Source organism: Nonomuraea sp. NPDC049141, from assembly GCF_040648415.1.
In the GTDB taxonomy this organism is placed as follows: domain Bacteria; phylum Actinomycetota; class Actinomycetes; order Streptosporangiales; family Streptosporangiaceae; genus Nonomuraea.
In genome coordinates this window covers 1-24,227 of record NZ_JBEZDR010000040.1, presented here as the reverse complement: position 1 = coordinate 24,227, position 24,227 = coordinate 1, and the positions used below count along the sequence as shown (strand labels likewise).

Sequence of the window (24,227 nt, the reverse complement as noted above, 5' to 3'; positions counted from 1 at the left end):
CAGGAGAGAAAGGGCCGACCGGTGACCATGCGGAGCTGGCTGCTACACGGGCTGCAGCCGACGTCCGGGATGCACGACGAACATCCCGGCAAACGTCACTCCTGGTGGCAGGTCATGTGCCTCACAGGTGTCGACTACTTCTCCACCCTCGGCTACCAGCCGGGCATCGCCGCGCTGGCGGCGGGCGCGCTGTCGCCGATCGCCACGCTCATGCTGGTGGCGCTGACGCTGTTCGGCGCGCTGCCCACCTACCGCGTGGTGGCGGCCGAGAGCCCCAACGGCATGGGCTCCATCGCCATGCTCGAACGGCTGCTGCCGAGCTGGTGGGGCAAGCTGCTGGTGCTGGTCCTGCTCGGGTTCGTGGCGACGGCGTTCATCTTCACGATCACGCTGTCGGCCTCCGACGCGACCGCCCACATCCTGCAGAACCCGTTCTTCCCGGACGCGCTCGCCGGTCAGCAGGTGCCCATCACCCTGCTGCTCATCGCCGCGCTCGGCGCGATCTTCCTGCGCGGGTTCAGCGAGGCCATCGGCCTGGCCATCGCGCTGGTGGCCGTCTATCTGGCACTGAACGTGGTCGTCGTCGGCACCGCCATAGCCCAGGTGATGTCCCACCCGGAGCTGGTGGGCGACTGGCAGGACGCCCTCACCGCCGGGCACTCCAGCCCCCTGGCGATGATCGCGCTGTCCGCCGTCGCGCTGCCCAAGCTGGCGCTCGGCCTGTCCGGGTTCGAGACGGGCGTCGCCGTCATGCCGCAGATCGAGGGCGACCTCGAACAGCGCGTCAAGGGCGCCAAGCGGCTGCTCACCACGGCCGCGTTGATCATGAGCGTGTTCCTGATCTTCAGCGGGTTCGCGACGGCCGTGCTGATCCCGCACAAGGAGTTCGAGGAGGGCGGGCAGGCGGCCGGGCGGGCCCTGGCGTACCTGGCGCATCACTACCTGGGCGACTGGTTCGGCACCCTCTATGACATCAGCACCATCGCCATCCTCTGGTTCGCCGGCGCGTCGGCGCTGACGGGTCTGCTCAACATCGTGCCGCGCTACCTGCCCCGCTACGGCATGGCACCCGACTGGGCGCGGGCCGTACGACCGCTGGTGCTGGTGTTCACCGCGATCTCGTTCGTCATCACCATCCTGTTCGGCGCGAACGTCGAGTCGCAGGGCGGCGCCTACGCCACCGGCGTGCTCGCGCTGATCCTGTCGGCCGCGGTCGCCGTCACCATCTCGGTCGCGCGCGCCGGGCGGCGGGGCGCGGCGGCGGCGTTCGGCCTCATCTCGGTCATCCTCGCCTACACCTTCGCCGCCAACGTGATCGAACGCCCCGACGGCCTGTCGATCGCGGTGTTCTTCGTCGTCGCGATCATCGTGACCTCGATCATCTCCCGCGCCACGCGCTCCACCGAGCTGCGGGTGACGGGGCTGACGCTCGACACGGAGGCCAAGCGGCTCATCGACGGGCTGCCGCCGGGCGACCTGCGCATCATCGCCAACGAGCCCGACGCGCGCGACGAGGCCGAGTACGCCGAGAAGGACCGCGAGACGCGCCAGTACCACCACCTGCCCGACGACGAGCCGATGCTCTTCCTGGAGGTCACGCTCGGCGACACCTCGGAGTTCGAGTCCGAGGTGGTCGTGCGGGGCGAGGAGCGTCACGGCTACGGGGTGCTGACCGTGCGCAGCGCGGCGGTGGCCAACACGATCGCCGCGATCCTGCTGCATCTGCGCGACACGACCGGCCGCCGTCCCCATGTGTACTTCCACTGGGCGGAGGGCAACCCGGTCTGGGCGCTGCTGAGATACCTGCTGTTCGGCGGGGGCGACGTGCCGCCGCTCACGCGTGAGGTCCTGCGCCTGGCCGAGCCGGAGCCCGGCCGCCGCCCTCAGGTCCACGTCGGCTGATCTCTTACCACCATCTGATCTGTTACGGCACGGCCACACTCACCGCCACCCGCTGCACGGGGCGGGCGGCCTCCAGGAACACGCCCGCTGAACCCGCACGGGGCCGGGCGCCGATACGCGCGTCTTCTTGGCCATGGCTTCCGTTTGTGCTTGCCATCGGGGGTGAGGCGCTGATCTGATCGGATTATGAGTGCTTATGATGCGGTCTACCAGCGGAGCATCGTGGAGCCCGAGGCGTTCTGGGGGGAGGCCGCCCAGGGCATCGAGTGGGATGTGGCCCCCACGACCGTGTTCGACAACGGGCGGTGGTTCGTCGACGGGCGGCTGAACACCTGTCACAACGCCCTCGATCGGCATGTGGCCGGCGGGCGGGGTGAGCAGGCCGCGTTGATCTACGACAGCCCGGTGACCGGGGTCGTGCGGCGCTACAGCTACGCCGAGCTGCTCGACTCCGTGGCGCGGACGGCCGGGATGCTGCGCGATCTCGGCGTGGTCGCCGGGGACACCGTGGTGATCTACCTGCCGATGGTGCCCGAGGCGGTGATCGGGATGCTGGCCTGCGCCCGGCTCGGCGCCGTGCACTCCGTGGTGTTCGGCGGGTTCGCCGCCAACGAGCTGGCCGTACGGATCGATCACGCCAAGCCCAAGGTGGTGCTCTCCGCCTCCTGCGGGATCGAGCCGACCCGGATCGTGCCGTACAAGCCGTTGCTCGACGCCGCCCTTGAGCAGGCCGAGCACCGGCCGGCGCGCTGCGTGATCCTTCAGCGGCCCGAGGCGCCCGCCGACCTCGTCGAGGGGCGGGATCTGGACTGGGCCGAGGCCGTGCGCGACGCGGCGCCGGCCGGATGCGTCAGCGTGGCCGCCACCGATCCGCTCTACATCCTCTACACCTCCGGCACCACCGGCGTGCCCAAGGGGGTCGTGCGGGACAACGGCGGGCATGCCGTCGCGCTGCACTGGAGCATGTCCCACGTCTATGGCGCGGCCCCGGGCGAGGTCTACTGGGCGGCCTCCGACGTGGGGTGGGTGGTCGGCCACTCCTACATCGTCTACGCGCCGCTGCTGGCCGGGTGCACGACCGTGCTGTACGAGGGGAAACCGGTCGGGACGCCCGACCCGGGGGCGTTCTGGCGGGTGGTGGCCACGCACGGCGTACGGACGCTGTTCACCGCGCCGACCGCGCTCCGAGCCATCAAGAAAGACGACCCATCCGGAAATTTCGCGCAAAAGTGGGATTTGTCGGGACTGCGGTACCTGTTCATGGCCGGGGAGCGGCTCGACCCCGACACCTACCAGTGGGCGTCCGAGCTGCTCGGGATCCCGGTCATCGACCACTGGTGGCAGACCGAGACCGGCTGGCCGATCGCGGCCAACTGCGTCGGCATCGAGCCGCTGCCGATCAAGCCGGGCTCGCCGACCAAGCCCGTACCCGGCTGGGACGTGCGCGTGCTGGACCCGGCGGGGGAGGAGTGCCCGCCCGGTGTGGAGGGCGCGGTGGCGATCAGGCTGCCCCTGCCGCCCGGCGCGCTGCCGACGCTCTACCGCGACGACGCCCGCTTCATCGAGTCGTACCTGTCCCGCTATCCCGGCCACTACCTGACCGGCGACGGCGGCTTCCTCGACGATGACGGCTACCTGTTCGTCATGGGGCGCATCGACGACGTCATCAACGTCGCGGGCCACCGGCTGTCCACGGGCGCGATGGAGGAGGTCATCGCGGCCCACCCGGACGTGGCCGAGTGCGCGGTGATCGGCGTCGACGACGAGCTGAAGGGCCAGCTCCCGCTCGGCTTCGTGGTGCTCAAGGCAGGCGCCGACCGTGAGCCCGCCGACGTCGAGCGCGAGCTTTCCGCCATGGTCCGCGATCGCATCGGCCCGGTCGCCGCCTTCCGCCGCGCCGTGGTCGTGGCCCGCCTGCCCAAGACCCGGTCCGGCAAGATCCTGCGCGCCACCATGCGGGACATCGCGGCCGGACGCGACTACCGCGCCCCTTCCACGATCGAGGATCCGGCGGCCCTGACGGAGATCGCCGACGCTCTCTGAGCACGATCCGGTTAAACCCTCCCTGAGGGCGATGGAACGCGACATGATGGGAATTCCCACGCTCTTCGGAGACCGTGATGACGGAGACCCTGAGCTACGCCGAGGCTCTGAAGATCCTCGGCTGCAAGGACAGCAGGCTCGTCAAGGTGGTCGACTTCGCCGCGACGGCCGCCCTGACCGGATGGGCGCTCGCCGGAGGCGCCGAACTGGCGCTGGGCCTGCGCGACCTGCAGGAAGACGCCGTCCGCTACGGCAACGACGTGGTGCGGCGCGTGCCCGAATGGCGCAGCGGCGCCGGCCGGTTCGCGCGCACCCAGCGGCTGGCCGCCGTCCACGCCGTGGTGATCGTCTCGGCCTACTTCGAGGCGCTCGGCCAGGTGAGCCTGCCGTTCGGGCTGGACCGGCTCGACCGGGACCGCCCCGGCGGCGGCACTGGCGGCGGCACCCGCGCGGCGGCGTTCGCCGAACTGGTGGAGAAGTTACTCACCGAGCCGCTGCCCAGGCCGGAGCCGCATCGCCCCTACGCCGAGACCCGCGAGGCGGTCGAACACCGTTACCGGCGGATGTCGGAGGCCGTGGCGGTGTACGTGCGGGAGGTGGCGGTGTGGGACGAGCTCTCGGCCGACGACCGCGTTCGCGTCCCCGCGCTGCTCGTGGAGGGGCCGTCGGCGCACGCCCTGCGGATCTACGACGAGGACTACCGCTCGCTCACCCTGGACAGCCCCGAGTTCCGGATGTGGAGCCTGGTCACCGAGACGCAGACGTTCGCCCCGGGGCTGTCGCGCGTGGCGCGGCTGCTTGCGGAGCTGGCGCCGCCCCGCGTGGGCGACCGGCCGATGATCCACCTGGTCCGGCTGGCCGCCGCCGCGCTCGACCAGTCGCTCATGGCCGTCGGCAAGGCGCCGGACGACGTCACGCTGCCGCTGCTCGGCGAGGGGTACATCAGCCCCCGGTGCAAGGTCGCGGAGATGACGGGCGAGTCCGCGCCGGCCGTGAAGAGCTGGTGGAAGAGCCGGCTGGAGCTGGCCGACGCGGAGGCGTTCCTGGTGGGGCACCTCACCTCGCCGCACGCCACCCAGGCGCCCCTGGTCGTGCTGGGCGAGCCGGGGTCGGGGAAGACCAAGCTGACCGAGGTGCTCGCGGCCCGGCTGGCCGCCTCGGAGTTCCTGCCGATCAAGGTGGAGCTGCGCGACGTCGCCGCCGAGTCGTCCCTGATCTCGCAGATCGAGCAGGGCATTTCCCCCGTACTCCCAGAGAAGGTGAAATATCAGGACCTGGTGGAGGCGGCGGAGGGGATGCTGCCCGTCGTCATGCTCGACGGGTTCGACGAGCTGCTCCAGGCGGCCGACACCAACCGCTACGACTACCTGGAACAGGTCCAGGAGTTCCAGGACGAGCAGTCCAGGCTCGGCCGGCCCGTCGCGGTGATCGTGACCAGCCGGACCGTCGTGGCCGACCGGGTCAGGTTCCCCCAGGGCGTGCTCACGATCGAGCTCCAGCCGTTCGAGAAGGAGCAGGTCCGCCAGTGGCTGGAGATCTGGGCGGAGACCAACCGCCCCGTCCTGTCCAGGCGCGGCAGGACCCCGCTGCCCGCCGACGTCGCGCTGGCCCAGGGTGAGCTGGCCAGGCAGCCGCTGCTCCTGCTGCTGCTGGCCATCCACGACGCCGCCGACAACGCGCTGCAGCGTGACGAGGCGGTCCTCGGCCGTGGCCGGCTCTACGAGTCGCTGATCAGGGGCGTCGCGGACCGCGAGATCGTCAAGAACCCCGAGGCGCGGGCGCTGCCGGCCGACCGCCGGCGCGGGCTGGTGGACCGGGAGCTGGTGCGGCTCGGGGCCGTGGCGCTGTCGATGTTCGTCCGCGGCCGGGCGGTCGTCTCGGAGGCCGCCCTCGACCGGGACCTGCCCGCCCTGTGCGGGGCGCCGGGCGAGGAGCAGCGGGACGAGGGCGGCTGGGCGCGGCGGGCGACCGAGCGGTTCTTCTTCGTGCACGCCGACGACACGGGCGACACGCGGGACTACGAGTTCCTGCACGCGACGTTCGGTGAGTTCCTGGTGGCCTGGCTGGCCGTGTACGCGCTGCGTGACCTGGTCAGGAGGCACGGCCGCGACGACGATCTGGCGGGCCGGCTGGTCGACGACGACCTGCTCTACGCCGTCACGTCGTTCTCCTGCCTGGCCGAGCGGGGGCCGACGGTCGGCTTCGCCATGGAGCTGCTGGGCGCGCTGCCGGCCGAGGTCCGGGCCAGGAGCGTGACGCTGCTCGGCGCGCTGCTGCGCGAGTCGCTCCACGAGCGCCCGCGCCGCTCCTTCCTCGCCTTCCGCCCGGTGCGGCATCCCGTGCCGCGCCGACTGGCAGCCTACGCGGCCAACCTCACCCTCCTGGTGGTGGCCGCGTCGGACAAACCGGTCAGCGTCTCGGAGCTGCTCCACGACTCGGGGGACTTCGCCCGGTGGAGCTCGTACGCGCATCTGTGGAAGAGCCAGCTCGGCGGGGAGGGCTGGACCGGCCTCATCGGCGCCCTGCCCGCGCGCAGGGTGGTGGACGGCGGTAAGCGGGACATCCGGCTCGGCGGGAGCGCCGAGTCGTGGGCGTTCGAGGGCGCCGGCTGGTGGTTCGGCCGGGCGAAGCCCGTGGCGCGCACCAGGACGCTGGGCCGCTACAAGTCCTACGCCCTGGAGGAACGGCCCTACCTGCTCAACGTCGACGCCGACCTGCTGACCGACTCGCTGCACGGCGACGACGAGGCGCACCCGAGCCTGATCGTCGTGCAGCGGACGTCCGGGCAGGTGGTGAGCTGCACCCGCCTGGTCGAGGAGGTGCTGATGAACCGCCCGTCGAGCGCCGAGGCGCGCGTCGCGCTCTACGCCGACGCGATCGCCGCGGTCAGCGCCTTCCAGACGCTCAGGAGCCGGCGGCTGCTCGACCTGGTGCTGCGGGCCCTCACCCTGGAAGGCCCGGCCATGCCCTTCCAGGACCGGGCCGGGATACTCGGCGGGCTGGCCGAGGACGGCGTCGATCCGGCACTGTGGCGGCCGCTGCTGGAGTCGATGTTCTTCGAGCGGTCCGACAGCTGGGAGATCCTCCTGCGGGCGGGCGTCCCGGAAGCGGTCATGCGCGAGGTACGCACGCCCTAGAGACAGCTCTCAGGCGGCCGACCGGTCCACCGGCAGCTCGATCGTGATCGTCAGGCCGCCCTCGTCGCGCGGCCGGGCGACGACCGTGCCGCGATGGGCCTCGGTGATGACGCGCACGATCGACAGGCCGAGGCCGCTGCCCCGGTCGGAGCGCAGCCGGTCGCCGTGCAGCCGCCGGAACGGCTCGAAGATCGTCTCGATCTCGTACGGCGGCACGTGCAGGCCGGTGTTGGCCACGACCAGTTCCACCCGCTCGGCGCGCCGCCGGGTGGTCACCCACACCTCGCCCTTGGGCTGGTTGTGCCTGATCGCGTTCTCCACCAGGTTCTGGACGAGCCGCTCCACCAGCACCGCCTCGCCGGTCGTCGGCGCGGAGTCCAGCAGCCGGTGGATCGTCACGTCCCGCTCGGCCGCCTCCTCCGCCGCCTGGTCCAGCACGTGCTCGGCCACGTCCGTCAGGTCGAACGGGCGCCGGTCCAGCACGGCCTGCTCGCCCTCGGCCAGCGCCAGCAGGCCGTCGATGAGCCGCTCGTTGCGGGCGTTGACCAGCAGCAGCGACTCGCCGAGCCGCTTGACGTCGTCGGTCGCGTCGGGCCGCCGCACCGCCACGTCGACCAGCGTCCTGTTGATGGTCAGCGGGGTGCGCAGCTCGTGGGAGGCGTTGGCGACGAAGCGCCGCTGGCTGTCGAAGGAGCGGGCGAGCCGGCCGAGCATGGTGTCGAAGATGCCGGTCAGCTCCTTGAGCTCGTCGCTCGGCCCCTCGTAGTCGATCCGGTCGGTCAGGTCGTGGCTCTGGGCGACCCGGCGCGCGGTCTCGGTGACCGACTTGACCGGTTTCAGCACCCACCCGGCTCCGCGCCAGCCCAGCGCGAACGCGGCGGCGGTGGCCCCCAGCACGGCGAGTGCGCCGATGGTGCGCACGCTGGACAGGGTCTCGCGCTGGTAGACGGTGCGGACCTGGAGCGCCCGATCCCGCGCGACCTCGTAATAGTCGTCGTTCCTGCCCAAGGTCCAGCCGTTACGCACGGTGATGGACGCCGGGGTGAGGAGGTCGGCACGGTACTCGAGGTTCTGCCGCACGATGAAGTAGATGCCCGTCAGCAGCAGGCCGCCGAGAACGAAGAACACCCCGGCACAGGCCAGGGCGAAGCGGAGACGGACCGTCATGAGATGCGATACCCCGATCCCGGCACGGTCTCGATGACCTGTGGGTCGCCGAGCTTCTTGCGCAGCTTCATCATCGTGGTCCGCACCGTGTTCGTGAACGGGTCGATGTGCTCGTCCCACACCTTCTCCAGCAGCTCCTCGGCCGACACCACCGCGCCCTGCGCCCGCAGCAGCTCGGCCAGCACGCCGAACTCCTTGCGGGCCAGCGGCACGTACCGGCCCTCGCGGAACACCTGCCGGTGCGCCCAGTCCAGCCGTACCCCGGCGCGTTCCAGCATCGGCGGGTCGGCCCGCCTGGCCCGGCGGCCGAGCGCGTGCACCCGCGCCACCAACTCCTCGAACGCGAACGGCTTGGGCAGGTAGTCGTCGGCCCCCAGCGACAGCCCCGCCACCCTCGACCGCACGTCCCCGGCGGCGGTCAGCATCAGGACCCTGACCGGCCACCCCCGCTCGACAACCACCCGGCACACCTCGTCGCCGTGCACCAGCGGCAGGTCCCGGTCCAGGATCAGCACGTCGTAGTCGTGCACGCCGAGCCGTTCCAGCGCCCCGTCGCCGTCGTAGGCCACATCGACGGCCAGCGCCTCGCCCCGCAGCCCCTCGGCGATCGAGTCGGCCAGCATGCGCTCGTCCTCCGCGACCAGCACTCGCAATGTCGTCCCTCCTGTGAAGATCCCCTGTGAAGATCGAAAGTTCCGACAGTCTGCTCCAGCCGGCATAACGCGGACATAACCACTTTTGGTGACGCTCAGGTTAGCGCCGACTCGGTGGACTGCCCTCCCTACGGCCGGGAATCGCCCGGCCTCTCACGGGGGAGAGATGCCATGGTTGCCGCTCTTGTGGCGCCCGCGAGGCCCCGTCTGGCCGATCCCGTCCTGGGGAGGACGGGTCACCGCCTGTTCGGGATCGTCCTGGCGCTGGCCGCGGCGCTGCGCGTGCTGGTCATGCTCGGGTACGACACCGCGCAGGTCTACTGGTACGACTCGTTCACCTACCTGAACACGGCCGTGCACATGCGGCCACAGGGGGCCTTCCACCCGGCGGGCTACTCGTGGTTCCTGTGGCTGCTGCGCCCCTTCCACAGCGTCGAGCTGGTCGTCGGCGTGCAGCACGCGATGGGCCTGGGCGTCGGCGTGCTGATCTACGTGTTGCTGCGCCGCTGGTCATTACCCGGCTGGGGGGCCGCGCTGGCCGCGGTGCCGATGCTGTTCGACCCGGCGTTCCTGCGGCTGGAGCACGCCGTGCTCTCGGACCTGCAGGTGATCTTCCTCGTCATGGCCGCGCTCACGGTGCTGATGTGGCGCCAGGAGGTCTCGCCCCGGGCCGCCGCGTTCGCCGGGGCGCTGCTCGCGCTGGCCGGACTGACCCGCACGGCCGCGGTGCCGCTGCTCGGCCTGGCCGCGCTCTACCTGGTGCTGCGCCGCACCCCGTGGCGCCGCGTCGCCGCCCTGGTGCTCGCCGGGGCGTTGCCGCTGCTCGCCTACGCGGGCTGGTACGCCCAGCATCACGGCAGGTTCGCCCTGAGCGGCGGCGACGGCGTCGCCCTCTGGGCCCGCACGATGACGTTCGCCGACTGTTCGATCATCAAACCGCCGGCGGCGGAGGCCAGGCTCTGCCCGAACGGCAGCGTCGTCGACGCCGCCTCCGAGTACGTCTGGGCGCCCGGCGCCTCGCTCAACCGGCTGCCCGGCGACCGGTTCGCCTACAACGACCTGGCCCGCTCGTTCGCCGTCAAGGCCATCGCCGCGCAGCCGCTCGACTACCTGCGCGAGATCGTCAAGGACACCTCCCTGGCCTTCACCTGGGAACCGGTGCAGCACCCCAAGCGGGTGACCGCGATGTCGACCTTCCCGCACGGCTCGTGGCGACTGCCGGAGGAGCACAGCCTCATCGGCCAGGTGCGCAAGGAGTACGACCCGGCCATCCGCGGCATGAGCTCGGTCGAGCCGTTCGGGTCGATCCTCGCCGCCTACCCGTATCCGTGGTTCCTGCACGGCACACTGTTCGGCGTGATCCTCCTGGCGGGCACGGCCGGGGCCATCGGCCGCCGCCGCGCGGCCCTGCTGCCGTGGGCGTTCTCGATGTTCCTGCTCGTCGCGCCGGTGGCGGCACTCGACTTCGACCACCGCTACGTGCTGCCCGCCATCCCGGTCGCCTGCGTCGCCGCCGCGCTGGCCGTACGCCGCACGGAGCCGTAGGAGGCTCTTACCGCTACGGCTACGATCATGTTCTGCGTCCTCGGCACGTTCCATGATCGCGCGCCGCGGACCACGGGCCGCCGATTATCCGCTGCGGTGCTGGTAGACGCCACAATTGTGCGCCTCGTCCTGGTGCCTTCGATCATGGAAGTGCCCGGCGGGTGCGCCTGGTGGTTCCCCCGACTGTCCTCGACGAGGCTGCCGCTCAAGGGAAATGTTCCGTAGTATCCGGACATCACGAGCGTTGGGGGCGCCAGGGTGCCAGGACAGAGCGTGGGTGTGGTCGTCGATCCGGGAGTACCCCCGGAGGTCGCCGGAATGTTGCGTGCCAACGCCCCGCTGCTGTCCAGGATCAGAGCAGGATGGGTGCCCCCCGCCGCACCACCGCCCGAGCGGCGGCGCCCGTCGAGCCTGATGCTGCTGGCCGCCACGCCCGTGGTCGTGGCGCTGATGTCCGTGCTGCTGGCCTCGCACGCGGCGCCGGTCGGGTTCGTGCTGCTGGGTTCCTTCGTCTTCATCGTGCTGGTCAAGATCGCCTCCATCAACGAGGTGCCGCAGCACGACCGGCCGCGGGAGCGCGGCGTCTACGAGCAGGCCCGCTGGTACGACGGGCGCTACCTGCTGGCCGACGACTTCGACGCGGAGGCCAGACTGGTGCTGGCCAGGGCGCAGCGGGCGATCGGCAGCGTGCTGCGTTCCCACGTCAACGCCGAGGGGCTGCTGGACGACGCGCGCAACGCCGTGATGCTGCCGGAGCAGGAGTGGGAGATCGCCAGGCTGCTGGCCAAACTCGCGGCCCTGCGCGGTGAGCACAAGGTGCTGCTGTCCCGTGGCATCGCGCCGGAGGTGGCGGCCGTGGTCGAGCCGCTGGACCGCGCCCTGGCCAACAGCGAGGCCGCGGTCGTCGCGCGCGTCGAGGCGCTGGAACGTTACGCCGGGCATGTCGCCGAGGCCGAGCGCGCCTACCACGCCCGCAGCCAGATCGAGGAGCTGCGGGCCCGGCTGCCGCGCTACGAGGAGCTCCTGGCCGAGTCGGGGGCCGACGCGCTGGCCGTACCGGAGATCGAGAAGCTCGCCCAGGACGCCGACGCCCTGGAGCGGCTGCTGCGCAAGAGCGTGAGCTCGGCGCACGAGGCGTTCCGCTACCTGGAAGGCTGACACTCTGACAGACCGCCACATAGGATCCCTTACGTGCCCTGTCCGAAGGTCATGGTGGATCCGGCGGTGCCAGACGAGATCGCGGAGCTGCTGCGCGGCCACCGCGAGCTGCTGCTGGGCATGCGGACGGGGTGGGCACCGGTCCGCAAGAGGCGGTATGACCCGACGCTCGGCATCGTGGCGAGCGCGGCGGCCGGGGTGGCCGCGCTGCTGGCGGTCGCCGCCGGGTTCGGCTTCTTCCTGGAGGAGCGGTACACCTCCTTCGTGGTCGTCATGACCGTGGCCGCGCTGCTCGTGGTCGGCGTGCTGCTCAGGCCGCGCACCGACGCGGAGGTCGCGCGGCGGCGCGCGCAGGAGCTGGACGTCTACGAGAACGCCCTCCTGTACGAGGGGCGGTTCGTGCTCGCCGAGGATCTCGACGAAGGCTCCCGCGCGCTGCTGGCCCGCGCCCGCGCCGCCGTCGAGGCGGTCATGGAGTCGCGCGTCAACGCCGAGGGCCTGCTGGACGGCGTGCGCAACGCGGTGATGCTGCCGGAACAGGAGTGGGAGATCGCCCGGCTGCTGGCCAAGCTGTCGGCGCTGCGGCGTGAGCACGAGGAGGTCGTCGCCGAGGGGCTCACGCCCGAGGTGGCCGCCGTCGCCGAGCCGCTGGGGGAGGCGCTGGCGAGCAGCGAGCAGGCGGTGCTCGCCCGCGTCGAGGCGCTGGAACGTTACGCCGGGCACGTGGCCGAGGCCGAGCGCGCTTTCCGGGCCCGGCACCAGATCGAGCGGTTCGGCGCCAAACTGCCGCGTTACGAGGAACTGCTGGCCGAGTCGGGTGCCGACAGCTCAGCGGTGCCCGAGCTGGGCCGGCTGACCGAGGACGCCGACCGGCTGGAGGAGACGCTGCGCGACAGCGTGACCTCGGCACACGAGGCATTCCGCCACTTGAATGGATGACATCCCATAAAATCCGTTTTTGTGGCGGATGTGGTAGTCGATCCAGGTGTCCCGGAGGATGACGCCCAGCTGATCAAGGAGAGCGAGCACCTCCTGATCAGGATGCGCCGCGGCTGGGTGCCCGATCCCCGGCCTTCCAGGGTCTCCGGCAAGTCCGGGCGCGCGGTCATCGCGGTGATCACCCTGGTCGCGCTGACCCTCCTGCTGATCAAGGCGGGCGGCCTCATGTCAGGCGGCGTGGTGCTGGTCGGCCTCATCGCCGTCCCCATCCTGCTCGTGGTCTTCCTGCGCAAGGACCTCGACGAGGACGAAGGGGTGGCCGTCGACCGTGAGGTTTACGAGCAACTGCGCTGGTACGAGGGCCGGTACGTGCTCGCCGCCGACCTCGACGAGTCCTCCCGCAGGCTGCTCGCCCGGGCCAGGCGGGCCGTCGCCACGGTGACGCACTCGGCGGTCAACGTCGAAGGGCTGCTGGACGACGTGCGCAACGCCGTGATGCTGCCCGCGCAGGAGTGGGAGATCGCCCGGCTGCTGGCCAAGCTGTCGGCGCTGCGCACCAAGCACCGCCAGACCATGTCCGAGGGGATCACGCCGGAGGTCGCCGCCGTGGCCGAGCCGCTCGCGCGGGCGCTCGACAGCAGCGAGGACGCCGTGGTGGCCCGGGTGGAGGCGCTGGAACGGTACGCCGCCAACGTGGCCGAAGCCGAGCTCGCCTACCGGGCCCACCACCAGATCGAGGAGCTGCGGGGCCGGCTCCACCAGTATGAGGAGCTGGTCTCCGAGGCCGGCGCCGACGGCTTCGCCGTACCGGAGATCGCCCGGCTCGCGGAGGACGCCGACCAGCTGGAGCGGGCGCTGCGGCGGAGCGTGAGCTCCGCCCACGAGGCGTTCCGCTACCTGGAGCCCTGAGCCCGAGCTATCCGAGGTGCGCGGCCTCCAGGAGCACGTCGCACAGGGCGTCGGCCGCGTCGACCCGGCCCAGTTTGCGGGCCGCCTCGGCCATCGTCGCGCGCAGACCCGGGTCGGCCAGCAGCGGCATCAGCTCGGCCAGCAACTGCTCGCCCGTCGGGTGCGGCTCCAGCAGCGCGCGGGCCCCGCCCGCGGAGGCCAGGTAGCCCGCGTTCTTGCGCTGCTCGTCGCCGCCGGTCGGGATCAGCGGGATGAGCACCGAGGGCTTGCCGATCGCGGTCAGCTCCGACACCGTGCCCGCGCCGCTACGCGAGATCACCACGTCGGCCGCGGCGAACAGGTCGGGCAGCTCCGAGCCCACGTACGGCACCGGGTGGTAGCGCTCGGCCAGGTCCGGCGGCAGCTCGATGGCGCGCATCTGGTCGATCCACGCGGGCCCGCACTGGTGCACGATCTGGGCGTGCGGCAGCAGCCGCGGCAGGATCTCCGCGATCAGCGTGTTGATCTGCTTGCTGCCCGTCGCGCCGCCCGTCACGTAGATCAGCGGCACCTCGAACGTCAGCCCGAACAGGTCGTAGGCCGCGGCCCGGTTGCCCTGCAGCAGCTCCGGCCTGATCGGGTTGCCGGTCACCACGGCCTTCGCGCGCGCCGGCGGCGGCAGGTATTCCAGGGACGACTCGTGCGAGAGCGCGATCCGCGTCGCCAGCCGGGCCAGGATCCGGTTGGCCAGCCCCACCACCGTGGTCTGCTCGTGCATGACCAGCGGCCGGCGGATCAGCTTGGCCGCCACCCCGATCGGCACCGCCACGTAACCCCCGGTCGACAGCACCACGTCGGGCAGGTAGCGGGCGGCGTGCCCGATCGCCTGGACCACGCCCACCGGGATGCGGAACACGTCGGCGATGTTGGTGCCGAGCTCGCGGATATTGGGCCGGCGGCGCAGCTTGCCGGTGGTGATGGCCTTGAACGGGATGCCGTGCTCGGCGGTGATCCTGGCCTCCAGGCCGTTCGCGGTGCCTACCCAGAGCACGTCGTGCGGCACCTGACGTCGCTGGACGGCCGACAGGGTCGTCAGGGCCGGATAGGTGTGACCACCGGTGCCGCCGCCGGTGATCAACAGTCGCAGGGTTCGTGACATGCGATCAGACTATGGCCCCGGCGGGTGGACCAGTCGCGCCGCTCGGCCACTTCGGACTCGGCTTCGCCGTACAGACCGTTGACCGGTAGCGTTTCCCCATGCGACTCGGCGTGCTGGACATCGGCTCGAACACCGTCCATCTACTCGTCGTCGATGCCCACCGCGGCGCGCGGCCCCTCCCCGCCTACTCGCACAAGGAGGAGCTGCGGCTGACCGAGCACCTCGACGAGAGCAACGAGCTGTCCGCGGACGGCATCGAGCGGCTCGGTGAGTTCGTGGAGGAGGCGCTGCGCATCGCCGAGGACAAAGGCGTCGAGAACTTCCTGGCCTTCGCCACCTCGGCCGTGCGCGAGGCCGCCAACGGCGAGCACGTGCTCGACCAGATCAACGACCGCTGCGGCGTGCACATCGAGGTCCTGTCCGGCAGCGACGAGGCCAGGCTGACGTTCCTGGCCGTGCGGCGCTGGTTCGGCTGGTCCTCGGGCCGGCTGCTCGCCTTCGACATCGGGGGCGGCTCGCTGGAGATCGCCGCCGGGGTCGACGAGGAGCCCGACGTCGCCGTCTCGCTGCCGCTCGGCGCGGGCCGGCTCACCCGCGACTGGTTCGGCGCCGACCCGCCGACCGCCGACGAGGTCCGCAAGCTGCGCCGGCACGTACGCGCCGAGATCGCCCGCACGGTCGGCGGCATCGTCAGATACGGCGAGCCCAATCGGGCCGTGGCCACGTCCAAGACCTTCAAGCAACTGGCCAGGATCGCCGGGGCCGCGCCCACCAACGACGGCCTCTACGTCTCCCGATCGCTGTCGCGCCAGGACATGGCCGACTGGGCCGTCAAGCTGACCACCATGAGCTCGGCCGAGCGGGCCGGGCTGTCCGGCGTGTCCGACGGGCGGGCCCTCCAGCTGGCCGCGGGGGCCATCGTGGCCCACGCGACCATGGACCTGTTCGAGGTCGATCGGCTGGAGGTCTGCCCGTGGGCGCTGCGCGAGGGCGTCATCCTGCGCCGCCTCGACATGCTGCCGGGGCGGCTGGATGTGACGCCGCGGTAACCGCGATCTACCCGAATCTCGCGCATAAGATCCGGTTCACGGGGCATTTCCGGCGGATGTTGGCTGTACTCAGCACGATCGCCTCGCTGGTGATCGTCCTCATTCTGGCGTTCGTGGCGGTTTTCCTCATCTCCGTGGTCGTCCTGATCACGCTCGGACTGTTGGCGAGATCGACCGCCCGGCAGTCCGAGGCAGGGCCGGTTCTGGGAGGGCTCGGGGCGCGGTCTCCGGGGAAGCATGAGCACCTACGCCCGTCGGGGAGGTCGAGGGAGTTCAGTTCGCCATGAAGTGCGGGCCGGCCGCGCCCGGGGCGAAGCGCAGGCGCTTCTCCAGGCACACCACCGACCCGTCCTCGTGCCGGTTGGTGAAGCGGATGTCGTCGGCCAGCGCGCGCATGATCTGGATCCCCCGGCCGGACTCGGCGCCGGGGGCCGCCTCGCTGACCTTGGGCGGGTCGAATCCGCCACCCATGTCGATCACCCGGATGACGCAGAGCTTGTCGTAGACCCCCGCGCTCACCATGTACTCGTCACTGGGGCCGGCGTGCCTGACGACGTTGGAGCACGCCTCGGTGAGCATGAGCTCGATGTCGTCGCGGATCTGCGGCTCCACTCCCAGTGACCTGAGTGTGCCGTCGAACATCTGCCTGATCAGCGGGACACTCGCCGCATCTCTTGGCAGCCGGAGCGCTATCGTGGCCTCCACCGCACCTCCTCCGTCTCCATCCGGACGCGTCAGTGCCTTCTGCCCAATCCGGCCCGCCCCAATCGTCTCTAGGGTTCCATCAGGCGGAGCGCGACCTCGACCGCGGCCTCGTTGATCTCCTCGTCGGTCAGCTTCTTGTCCTGCGACATCCACTTGCCGGCATGCAGCGTGAACAGCGCCATCGAGCGGCTGATGCGCACGGCCAGCGGATCGCCGGGGTCGTTGAGCTCGTCGGTCAGCTCCAGCATCACCTCGCGCATCCGAAGGATCTTCGGATGGTCGCGCATGGCCGTCTGGTTGCGCTCCATGAAGCGGGCGACCTCCAGATAGCGGGGGTTCGTCAGCTTGGCGGCGTAGCGCAGGACGAGCTCCTTGCGCGTCTCCGGCGTCTTCGGCTGGCTCCTGAACCAGGTCAGAAGCTCCTCGACGTCCGCCACGCGCATGTCGGCCAGACTGGCGACAATGTCTTCCTTGGTCTTGAAGTGGTAGTAGAGCGCGGCCTTCGTCACGCCGAGCTCCTCCGCGATCTCTCGCAGCGAAGTCGCCTCGTAACCCTGCTCGGTGAAGAGCTTGAGCGCGATCTCCTGGATCCTGCTCCGGGTGTCTTCCCGCAATGTGCACCTATTTCGACTTGACGGCCGGCAAGTAGGGTATCTAGCTTATTCTATGCTTGCCGGTCGGCAAGTAAGCAAGCTCTCATCTGGGGGGTGTGCGGTGGCGGAGGCAGTCGGACGACGACGCGAGGTGATGGTCGTCCTGCCCGGGCTGAGGCTCGGGGCCTGACACGTCTGTCATGGGTCGTCACAGCGTCTTGAATTCTCTGTAGTTCCCTGAAGGAATCAGGTAACTCGGACGGGCGTGGCCTGCTTTGGGCTGCCCCGGTGCTCGGTGAAGGTGAGTACGGGGGTGGCTTTGGCGTGGTGGAGGCCGGTCCGATGGTGGGAGTTCCTGACATGCCCTGTCCGGTGCGGCTGGTGCCGTCCCGGCTTGGGTGCATGGCCCGCCGGACGCTGTCCACCGCCGGTGGGCGGTGGGGCGGGCACCGTGCGCCGGTCGGGCACACGGCTGGAGGTCATCGCGTGCTCGGCCAAGTCATCGGCCGAATTGATCATAGTGTTGTTGGCGGTGCGGGTTGGCCGTTTCGGGGTGGGGCGGTTCTTGGATCTGTCGCGTGCCGCCGGTCGGGGGTGTAGGTCGGTTCGGGTGCGGCGGGCGCGGCGGGCCGCGCGGGTGGGTTTGCGGGTGCGGCGGGCGCGGGCGACGTTGCCCTCCACGATGGTGTGGATGGTGCGGGTGCCGGTGGTTCGGTGGGTGCGGGTGGCGTGCTGGCCGAGCAGGCCGCGTGCGAGGATCCGCTCGGCTGCTGCCCAATCCCGGTCACACGACAGGCCGCAGGCCGGGCAGTAGGCCCATCTCCAGCCCCGCTCGGTGAGCCGATCGGGGGCCGGGCAATGCTTGAGCACTGACGTGCCGTCCCCGCACCGGGGGCAATATCGGGAGGTGCCGCGCGCTGGGACGGTGACCACCGCGATGGCGTGCTTGGCCGCCAGGTGCCGGATCGCCTCGATGATCTGCCCGCGTACCTGCCCCGAAAGGCGTGCGTTCACGCTCCCTCGGCGTCCGCGCGCTTCCAGGGTGGTCAGGTCTTCCAGGTAGATGACCGTCGCCCCGGCGGTGCTGGCCTGGTCGACTGCCCAGCGTGCGGCCGACCAGGCCAGCGCCTTGTTCAGGTTGCGGATGCGCGCGCACAGCCGCTCATGTTCGACCCCGAGCACCTGCCGGGCCGTACTCAATGCGACGTAGCGGGGATCAGCAGGCGTGATCCTCGCCAGCAGCTTTTCCAGGTGCCGGTGCTTGGCGGCCAGGTGCTCACGCTCGGCCCGCAGCCGGTGCAGCTTGGCCGAGACACCGCTCGCGTCGTAGGCGAGAGGCCGCCCATCACTGATCACCCGGCCATCGGCCAGCTCCCCTGCCACGCCGACCAGCAGTCCGTTGAGGCCCCAGTCGAAGCCGCACCCGATCACATGACCAGTAGCGGGCGCGAAGCCGAGCAGTGTCTGGAACGGCAGATCGACACGCACCCGCCCCCTTGCCACCCGCACAGTGGGGGCACACAGAGTGGCCTGCGGCGGCACGGTCGGCGGCAACGCGACCGGCAGCACGTGCCAGGTCCAGTCCTTACCGGAGGCGGGCGATTCGACCAGCGGAAGCCGCACCCGCAGGCGGGCGCTGCGATTGCCGGTGCGCTCCAGGGTGACCAGTTGTCGGTCGGCCGCCGCCAGCACGATCTGCGTCGCAACGTTCGGTGGCTCCTCCAGTTCGGTCAGATCGGCCGGGAACACCTCATGCTCGTCGCGATAGGCGCGGATCTGCCGGGTCCGGTTACGAATTTCCGCTAGGGTCACGCCGTCCGGCAGCAGCACGCGCAGCGCGTCCCATTCGGCGCGGGTGCGTGCCTGCGGGTTGTGCGGCCAGGTCGCCACGATCGCCGCCACCAGGCGGCGCCGGTGCAACGCCAGCCGCAACAAGCGAGCGGCCTGCTCCTGCGCGCACCGCAGCACCCGATCGCAGACGTACATGCCGGCGGCCGGGGTCGTGCCCCAGCCCAGCCGCCGGACAGCCATCCAGCCCTTTGTCGGCAACACCCGCCCGTCCAGCCCCACTCCGGACGCCAAAGCGTCCAGATCAGCCGCATTCCAATGGGCGGTGACGACGCAGGCGATCAGGTCCTGCGCCAAGCCGGTCAGCCATGCCACCCGCTGCGTCAGGAGCGCAGCGGAAACGACCTCGCCGGTCTTCTCCACGGTGGCGGCGTGGGCGGTGCAGGGGGCGGTCGCGGTGAGCTTATTCATGCACCGCCCCCGGCTTGGAGGCGGCATTGACGCGTGTACCGCGCGACCCGCAGCTCGACCTGCACCCCGCCCCCAGCCTCCACGATGCGTGACCTTAACGCTACCAAGGGTTGATTTCTTTGGATAGAACATGTGAGCGATCCGTTGGATATCGACACCCTCACCCCTCGCCTCCCCGCGCCACCTCACCGTGCGAATGCCGGCACACGTGCTCAGGCCGCACGCCAAAGGGCCACCTATGGGCAACGCGGATTGGGCTTCCTGGCAGGTCCTCGCCCTGGCCGCGACCGACGTGCTCTCGCTGGCGCTGTCCATCTTCCTCGAAGGACGGGTGGTCGAGCCGGCCATGCCGCTCGAGCTGTTCCGCAACCGCAACTTCGCCCTGATCTCGGGCGTCAACTTCCTGCCGCTGTTCCAGCGGACTGTCCAGGGCGCGTCGGCCATGGTGGTCTCGCTGTTCGTTGGCCGGGCCCTCGACGCCACGGGCAAGTACAAGATCTACCCGATGCTCGGCGGCGTCGGCATGGCCGTGGCCTGCTGGCTGGCGGTCTTCGTCAAGATGATCTCCCTGCGCGGTGGCCCGTCGGCCGGGGCCGCCACGCAGGAGGAGGTGGTCAGCCCGGCGGCAGGCTGAACAGCTTGTCGAGCCCGGTCATCCGCATCAGGTTGTGCAGATAGGGCGTCAACGCCACCACGCGCAGCACGGCGTCGGCGCCCTCGACCTGCCGCTGGAGTCGTACGAGAGCGGCCAGGCCGGAGGAGTCGATGAAGGCCAGCCCCGACAGATCCACGTCGAGCCGGTGGTAGCCGGCATCCAACGTCAGCCCCGTCAGATCGGCGGCGGTGTCGAAATCGAGGTCGCCGCTGAGCGCCAGCCGGATCGTCGTGGCGTCCGGTGTGGCGACGTCGATGCGCAACGGCGTCTTGTCGAGCACCGCCTCAGCTTATCCACCGCGCCGAAAATAGGAGGCGCGGGGCGTCCGGATTCGGGAAAATCGCTGCCATGAAGCCGTCCGCTGCCCACAGATTCAGCCGTCCACGGGCCGAAGACGCCACCGCCATCCATGAGCTCGTCGCGGCCTGTGACCTCGCCGTCATCGGCGTTCCCGACGCGACGGTCGACGACATCGCCGACGAGCTGGCGGAGCCGGGCTTCGACCTCGACGCGGACGGCTGGCTCGTCCACGACGCCGGCGGCGCGCTCGTCGGCTGGGCCTGGGCCTGCGCCAAGGGCGACAGCGACATGATCGACATAGAGGTCCTGGTGCGTCCGGGCGTAGAGGGGCTCGAGGACGAGCTGTGGCGCCTCGTGCTCGACCGCGCCGGGGCGCTGGCGCTGGCCCGGGGCCACGACGCCGCCACGGTCGACATCGGCATCTACCGGGCCGACACCGGCAAGCAGGCGCTCGCCAAGGGATACGGCTTCACGCCCGGCACCAGCTTCCACCGCATGCGCATCGACCACGAAGGCCCGGTCGAGCCGCCCGCCCCGATTCCGGGGCTCACCCTCCACAGCGGGGAGACGGACGCCGTCCGCAGGCAGGCGTACGAGGTCCAGCAGGAGGCGTTCGCCGACCACTTCGGCTTCGTCAAGGTCGACTACGAGCACTGGCTCGAGCGCCGGCAGGCGCAGAGCGTCACCGACTGGAGCCAGCTCACGGTCGCCAGGATCGACGGGCGGCCGGCGGCGCTGGTGGTCGGCAACAACCAGTTCGTGCCGGACGAGGACTGCGGCTACGTCGCCACGCTGGCCGTCCTGCCCGAGCATCGGGGGAAGGGGCTGGGACGCTTCCTGCTCCGGCACGCCTTCGCCGCCGACGCGGCGCGTGGTCGGCGGGCGACCCTGCTGCACGTCGACTCCAACAACACCACGCCCGCGCTCGACCTCTACCTGTCGGCGGGCATGCGGCCGGTCCTGGTGATCGACGTCTGGCGCCGCCTGATCCGGCCCGTCCGGGCTTCCTGAAGGCCCGCTCTCACGGGTGGTACCCCTTCCGGTCTAGCGTACGAACGTACTAGTTCGTACATTTGAGAGACACCGGAGGAGAGTGAGAGCGGATGAGCTCCTATCTGATCGGCCTGATCGGCGCCGGGATCGGCCCGTCGTTCAGCCCCGCGCTGCACGAGCGCGAGGCGGACGCGCACGGCGTGCGCTACGTCTACCGGCTGCTCGACATCGGCGAGCTGGGGCTGGGCGCCGACGCCGCGGGGGAGCTGGTCCGTACGGCGCGGCGGCTCGGGTTCGACGGCCTCAACATCACCCACCCGTGCAAGCAGACCGTGATCCCCTTCCTGGACGAGCTGTCCGCGGACGCGGCGATGCTCGGCGCGGTCAACACCGTCGTGTTCGAGGGGCGGCGGGCCGTGGGGCACAACACCGACTGGACCGGGTTCGCGGAGTCGTTCGCCAGGGGACTGCCCGACGCGCCCACCCGGCAGGTGGTGCAGTTGGGCGCGGGCGGGGCGGGGGCCGCGGTGGCGCACGCCCTGCTGACCCTCGGCGCCGACCAGGTCGTGCTGGTCGACGCCGCCGAGGACCGGGCGGCCTCGCTCGCCGCCGACCTGGCCGGCCGGTTCGGGCCGGACCGGATCCGCGCCGCGGCCCAGGGCGAGCTGGGCGGGCTGCTCGCCACGGCGGACGGGCTGGTGCACGCGACCCCCACCGGCATGGCACAGCACCCCGGGCTGCCGCTCCCCGCCGAGCTGCTGCGCCCGGAGTTGTGGGTGGCCGACATCGTCTACCGGCCCCTGGAGACCGAACTGCTGCGCCGGGCCAGGGCGCTCGGCTGCCGCACCATGCACGGCGGCGGCATGGTGGTCTTCCAGGCCGCGCATGCCTTCCGCCTGTTCACGGGCCGCGAGCCCGACCCCGAGCGGATGCTCACCCACCTCACCGACCTGATCGACGCCTGACCGGGAGGTTTCGCACCATGCGTAAGTCCATCGCCACCGTCTCGGTCAGCGGGACGCTGGCGGAGAAGCTGACCGCCATCTCCGCCGCGGGCTTCGACGGCGTGGAGATCTTCGAGAACGACCTCCTCGTCTCCCCGCTGAGCCCGGAGGAGGTACGCGCCCGGGCCCGGGATCTCGGCCTCGGCATCGACCTCTACCAGCCCTTCCGCGACTTCGAGGCGGTGCCGGGCGACGTGCTGGCCCGCAACCTGCGCCGGGCCGAGCGCAAGTTCGAGGTGATGGAACGCCTCGGCGCCACCCTGCTGCTGGTCTGCTCCAGCGTGTCGCCCGACGCGATCGACGACGACGAGCTGGCCGCCGAGCAGCTGCGGCTGCTCGCCGAACGGGCGGCCGGGCACGGCATCAGCATCGCCTACGAGGCGCTGGCCTGGGGCAGGCACGTCAACGAGTACCTGCACGCTTGGCGGATCGTGCGCATGGCCGACCACCCGAACCTCGGCACCTGCCTCGACAGCTTCCACATCCTGTCGCGCGGCTCCGACCCGATCGGCATCGAGGCGATCCCGGGTGACAAGGTGTTCTTCCTCCAACTGGCCGACGCGCCGCTGCTGGCGATGGACGTGCTGCAGTGGAGCAGGCACTACCGCTGCTTCCCCGGCCAGGGGACCTTCGACCTGGCCGGGCTGGTGACGCACGTGCTGGAGACCGGGTACGCCGGGCCGCTGTCGCTGGAGGTGTTCAACGACGGCTTCCGGCAGGCCGACGCCGGCCGTACGTCGCTGGACGCCATGCGGTCGCTCATCGCGCTGGAGGAGGCCGCCGCCCGGCGGCGCGGCGCGACCCCGCCGATCCCGCCCCCGGTCATCCCGTCCGGCTTCGCCTTCGCCGAGCTGTCCGTCCCGGCCGCCGAAGGGTCCGCCGTAGGGTCCGGCGAGCCGTCCGTCCCGGCCGGCAACCCGCCAGGACCGCCCGAGCCGGCCGCGCATGCCCCCGAGCTGAGCACGCTGCTGGCCGCGCTCGGGTTCGTACGCACCGGCACGCATACCGGCAAGCCGGTCGAACTGTGGGAGCAGAGAGAGGCCCGGATCCTGCTCAACGCCACCGGCGACGAACCCGCGCTCGCCGCGCTCGGGCTGGAGAGCCCCGACCCGGCCGGTTCCGTGAAGCGCGCCGAGTCGCTGCTGTCACCGGTGCTGCCCCGCCACCGGGCCCCGCGCGAGGCCAGGCTGGACGCGATCGCCGCACCGGACGGGGCCGAGCTCTTCTTCTGCCGCACCGGTCATCCCGACCATTCGAGCTGGACAGACGACTTCAGGCGCGAAGGCGCCGCGCCTGGACCGGTCGCCGGGGGCATCACGCACATCGACCACGTGGCGCTCACCCAGCCGAGGCATCACTTCGACGAGGCCGCTCTGTTCTACCGCGGCGTCCTCGGCCTGCGCCCCCAGGAGAGCCTGGAGGTCCCCGACCCCTACGGCCTGCTGCGCAGCAAGGCGATGTCCAGCGGGGACGGCGCCCTGCGGATGGTGCTCAACATCAACCAGGTCGGCGCCCAGCACATCCCCTGGCAGCACATCGCCCTGGCCTGCGACGACATCGTGGCCATCGCCCGCCGACTGCGCGCCGCCCACCCCGGGCTGCTGCTGCCCGTCCCCGCCAACTACTACGACGATCTGGCCGCCCGGTACGACGTGCCACCCGAGCTGCGCGAGCTCGGCCTGCTGTACGACAGGGACGAGCACGGCGAGTTCCTCCACCTGTACACGATCACGGCCGGGCGGGTGTTCTTCGAGATCGTCCAGCGCGTAGGCGGCTACCAGGGCTACGGCGCCGCCAACGCACCCGTCCGCCTGGCCGCACAGCACGCCTTGGGAGTCAACGGTCATCTACGATCAACTACCGCCGGTTGAGGCTGGTGGTTTGCTCTCGCGGTCCCGTCTGGGTGAGGGGAGGCCGGTAGCGTGTGGCTGGTTGATGGCAGCCCAGCCCGCTGCGCCGCGTTGGGCGATGTTGCGGGCTGCGATGTGGTCGGCGTGCCCAGCGAGGCCGCACCGGGTGCAGACGAACCGGCCCCGCGCCGGCCGATTCGCCCTGGACACGTTCCCGCAGTCCGGACA

At 71.0% G+C, this 24,227-nt stretch carries 20 protein-coding genes; 12 read left to right on the top strand and 8 right to left on the bottom strand.

Going from position 1 to position 24,227, the window contains the following annotated elements:
• Positions 1-27 precede the first annotated feature (27 nt).
• The 3 genes from AB0B91_RS61225 (at position 28) to AB0B91_RS61215 (ending at position 7,082) form a co-directional block, all read left to right on the top strand.
• Positions 28-1,902 carry an amino acid transporter gene (locus AB0B91_RS61225; protein WP_358342027.1) on the top strand — a complete coding sequence of 625 codons (1,875 nt, stop codon included), beginning with the start codon at positions 28-30 and terminating at the stop codon, positions 1,900-1,902.
• A gap of 186 nt (positions 1,903-2,088) precedes the next feature.
• Positions 2,089-3,945 (top strand): propionyl-CoA synthetase, encoded by a 1,857-nt coding sequence (locus AB0B91_RS61220; RefSeq protein ID WP_358341939.1) that lies wholly within the window; start codon positions 2,089-2,091, stop codon positions 3,943-3,945.
• A 77-nt stretch (positions 3,946-4,022) separates the two neighbouring features.
• The gene (locus tag AB0B91_RS61215) at positions 4,023-7,082 is read left to right on the top strand and encodes a hypothetical protein (RefSeq protein ID WP_358341936.1); all 3,060 of its coding nucleotides are present in this window, start codon (positions 4,023-4,025) and stop codon (positions 7,080-7,082) included.
• Positions 7,083-7,091: 9 nt separating this feature from the next.
• Here AB0B91_RS61215 and AB0B91_RS61210 read toward each other — a convergent pair whose 3' ends face one another.
• Positions 7,092-8,249 (bottom strand): HAMP domain-containing sensor histidine kinase, encoded by a 1,158-nt coding sequence (locus AB0B91_RS61210; RefSeq protein WP_358341934.1) that lies wholly within the window; start codon positions 8,247-8,249, stop codon positions 7,092-7,094.
• On the bottom strand, positions 8,246-8,902 hold the full coding sequence (locus tag AB0B91_RS61205) for a response regulator transcription factor (RefSeq protein ID WP_358341931.1): 657 nt from the start codon (positions 8,900-8,902) through the stop codon (positions 8,246-8,248). The genes AB0B91_RS61210 and AB0B91_RS61205 overlap by 4 nt, the downstream gene beginning before the upstream one ends.
• A 171-nt stretch (positions 8,903-9,073) precedes the next feature.
• On the opposite strand from AB0B91_RS61205, the gene AB0B91_RS61200 reads away from it, so the two are divergent.
• The 4 genes from AB0B91_RS61200 to AB0B91_RS61185 all read left to right on the top strand — a co-directional run bounded on the left by AB0B91_RS61200 (position 9,074) and on the right by AB0B91_RS61185 (position 13,453).
• On the top strand, positions 9,074-10,447 hold the full coding sequence (locus AB0B91_RS61200) for a hypothetical protein (protein ID WP_358341928.1): 1,374 nt from the start codon (positions 9,074-9,076) through the stop codon (positions 10,445-10,447).
• A 273-nt stretch (positions 10,448-10,720) separates the two neighbouring features.
• Positions 10,721-11,605 carry a hypothetical protein gene (locus tag AB0B91_RS61195; RefSeq protein ID WP_358341925.1) on the top strand — a complete coding sequence of 295 codons (885 nt, stop codon included), beginning with the start codon at positions 10,721-10,723 and terminating at the stop codon, positions 11,603-11,605.
• Positions 11,606-11,638: 33 nt separating this feature from the next.
• Positions 11,639-12,544: a hypothetical protein gene (locus AB0B91_RS61190; RefSeq protein WP_358341922.1), complete on the top strand. Its 906-nt coding sequence runs from the start codon at positions 11,639-11,641 to the stop codon at positions 12,542-12,544.
• A 21-nt stretch (positions 12,545-12,565) separates the two neighbouring features.
• Complete coding sequence (locus tag AB0B91_RS61185) at positions 12,566-13,453, top strand: hypothetical protein (protein ID WP_358341919.1); 888 nt, start codon at positions 12,566-12,568, stop codon at positions 13,451-13,453.
• A 7-nt stretch (positions 13,454-13,460) separates the two neighbouring features.
• Here AB0B91_RS61185 and AB0B91_RS61180 read toward each other — a convergent pair whose 3' ends face one another.
• Entirely contained in the window at positions 13,461-14,591 is a 1,131-nt protein-coding gene (locus AB0B91_RS61180) for a UDP-N-acetylglucosamine--N-acetylmuramyl-(pentapeptide) pyrophosphoryl-undecaprenol N-acetylglucosamine transferase (protein ID WP_358341916.1), read from the bottom strand.
• Between the two features lie 98 nt (positions 14,592-14,689).
• On the opposite strand from AB0B91_RS61180, the gene AB0B91_RS61175 reads away from it, so the two are divergent.
• Complete coding sequence (locus AB0B91_RS61175; protein WP_358341913.1) at positions 14,690-15,640, top strand: Ppx/GppA phosphatase family protein; 951 nt, start codon at positions 14,690-14,692, stop codon at positions 15,638-15,640.
• Positions 15,641-15,913: 273 nt separating this feature from the next.
• Here the strand turns inward: AB0B91_RS61175 and AB0B91_RS61170 are convergent, their stop codons facing one another.
• The 3 genes from AB0B91_RS61170 to AB0B91_RS61160 all read right to left on the bottom strand — a co-directional run bounded on the left by AB0B91_RS61170 (position 15,914) and on the right by AB0B91_RS61160 (position 19,197).
• Positions 15,914-16,345 (bottom strand): ATP-binding protein, encoded by a 432-nt coding sequence (locus AB0B91_RS61170; protein ID WP_358341911.1) that lies wholly within the window; start codon positions 16,343-16,345, stop codon positions 15,914-15,916.
• Positions 16,346-16,413: 68 nt separating this feature from the next.
• Positions 16,414-16,959: a helix-turn-helix domain-containing protein gene (locus tag AB0B91_RS61165; protein WP_358341908.1), complete on the bottom strand. Its 546-nt coding sequence runs from the start codon at positions 16,957-16,959 to the stop codon at positions 16,414-16,416.
• A 225-nt stretch (positions 16,960-17,184) separates the two neighbouring features.
• Positions 17,185-19,197: a transposase gene (locus tag AB0B91_RS61160; RefSeq protein ID WP_358341905.1), complete on the bottom strand. Its 2,013-nt coding sequence runs from the start codon at positions 19,195-19,197 to the stop codon at positions 17,185-17,187.
• Between the two features lie 238 nt (positions 19,198-19,435).
• Here AB0B91_RS61160 and AB0B91_RS61155 point away from each other — a divergent pair, with 238 nt between their 5' ends.
• Positions 19,436-19,831 (top strand): hypothetical protein, encoded by a 396-nt coding sequence (locus AB0B91_RS61155; RefSeq protein ID WP_358341902.1) that lies wholly within the window; start codon positions 19,436-19,438, stop codon positions 19,829-19,831.
• Here the strand turns inward: AB0B91_RS61155 and AB0B91_RS61150 are convergent.
• Positions 19,812-20,132, bottom strand: coding sequence for an STAS domain-containing protein (locus AB0B91_RS61150; protein WP_358341899.1), 321 nt, complete (start codon positions 20,130-20,132; stop codon positions 19,812-19,814). The genes AB0B91_RS61155 and AB0B91_RS61150 overlap by 20 nt on opposite strands.
• A gap of 68 nt (positions 20,133-20,200) precedes the next feature.
• Here AB0B91_RS61150 and AB0B91_RS61145 point away from each other — a divergent pair, with 68 nt between their 5' ends.
• The 3 genes from AB0B91_RS61145 to AB0B91_RS61135 all read left to right on the top strand — a co-directional run bounded on the left by AB0B91_RS61145 (position 20,201) and on the right by AB0B91_RS61135 (position 24,020).
• Positions 20,201-21,163: a GNAT family N-acetyltransferase gene (locus AB0B91_RS61145; protein WP_358341896.1), complete on the top strand. Its 963-nt coding sequence runs from the start codon at positions 20,201-20,203 to the stop codon at positions 21,161-21,163.
• 92 nt (positions 21,164-21,255) lie between these two features.
• Entirely contained in the window at positions 21,256-22,110 is an 855-nt protein-coding gene (locus tag AB0B91_RS61140) for a shikimate dehydrogenase (RefSeq protein WP_358341893.1), read from the top strand.
• 17 nt (positions 22,111-22,127) lie between these two features.
• Positions 22,128-24,020: a TIM barrel protein gene (locus AB0B91_RS61135; protein ID WP_358341890.1), complete on the top strand. Its 1,893-nt coding sequence runs from the start codon at positions 22,128-22,130 to the stop codon at positions 24,018-24,020.
• Here the strand turns inward: AB0B91_RS61135 and AB0B91_RS61130 are convergent.
• The coding region (locus AB0B91_RS61130; RefSeq protein WP_358341887.1) for a zinc ribbon domain-containing protein at positions 24,003-24,227 on the bottom strand (225 nt) is incomplete at its 5' end. The two genes, AB0B91_RS61135 and AB0B91_RS61130, sit on opposite strands and share 18 nt — an antisense overlap.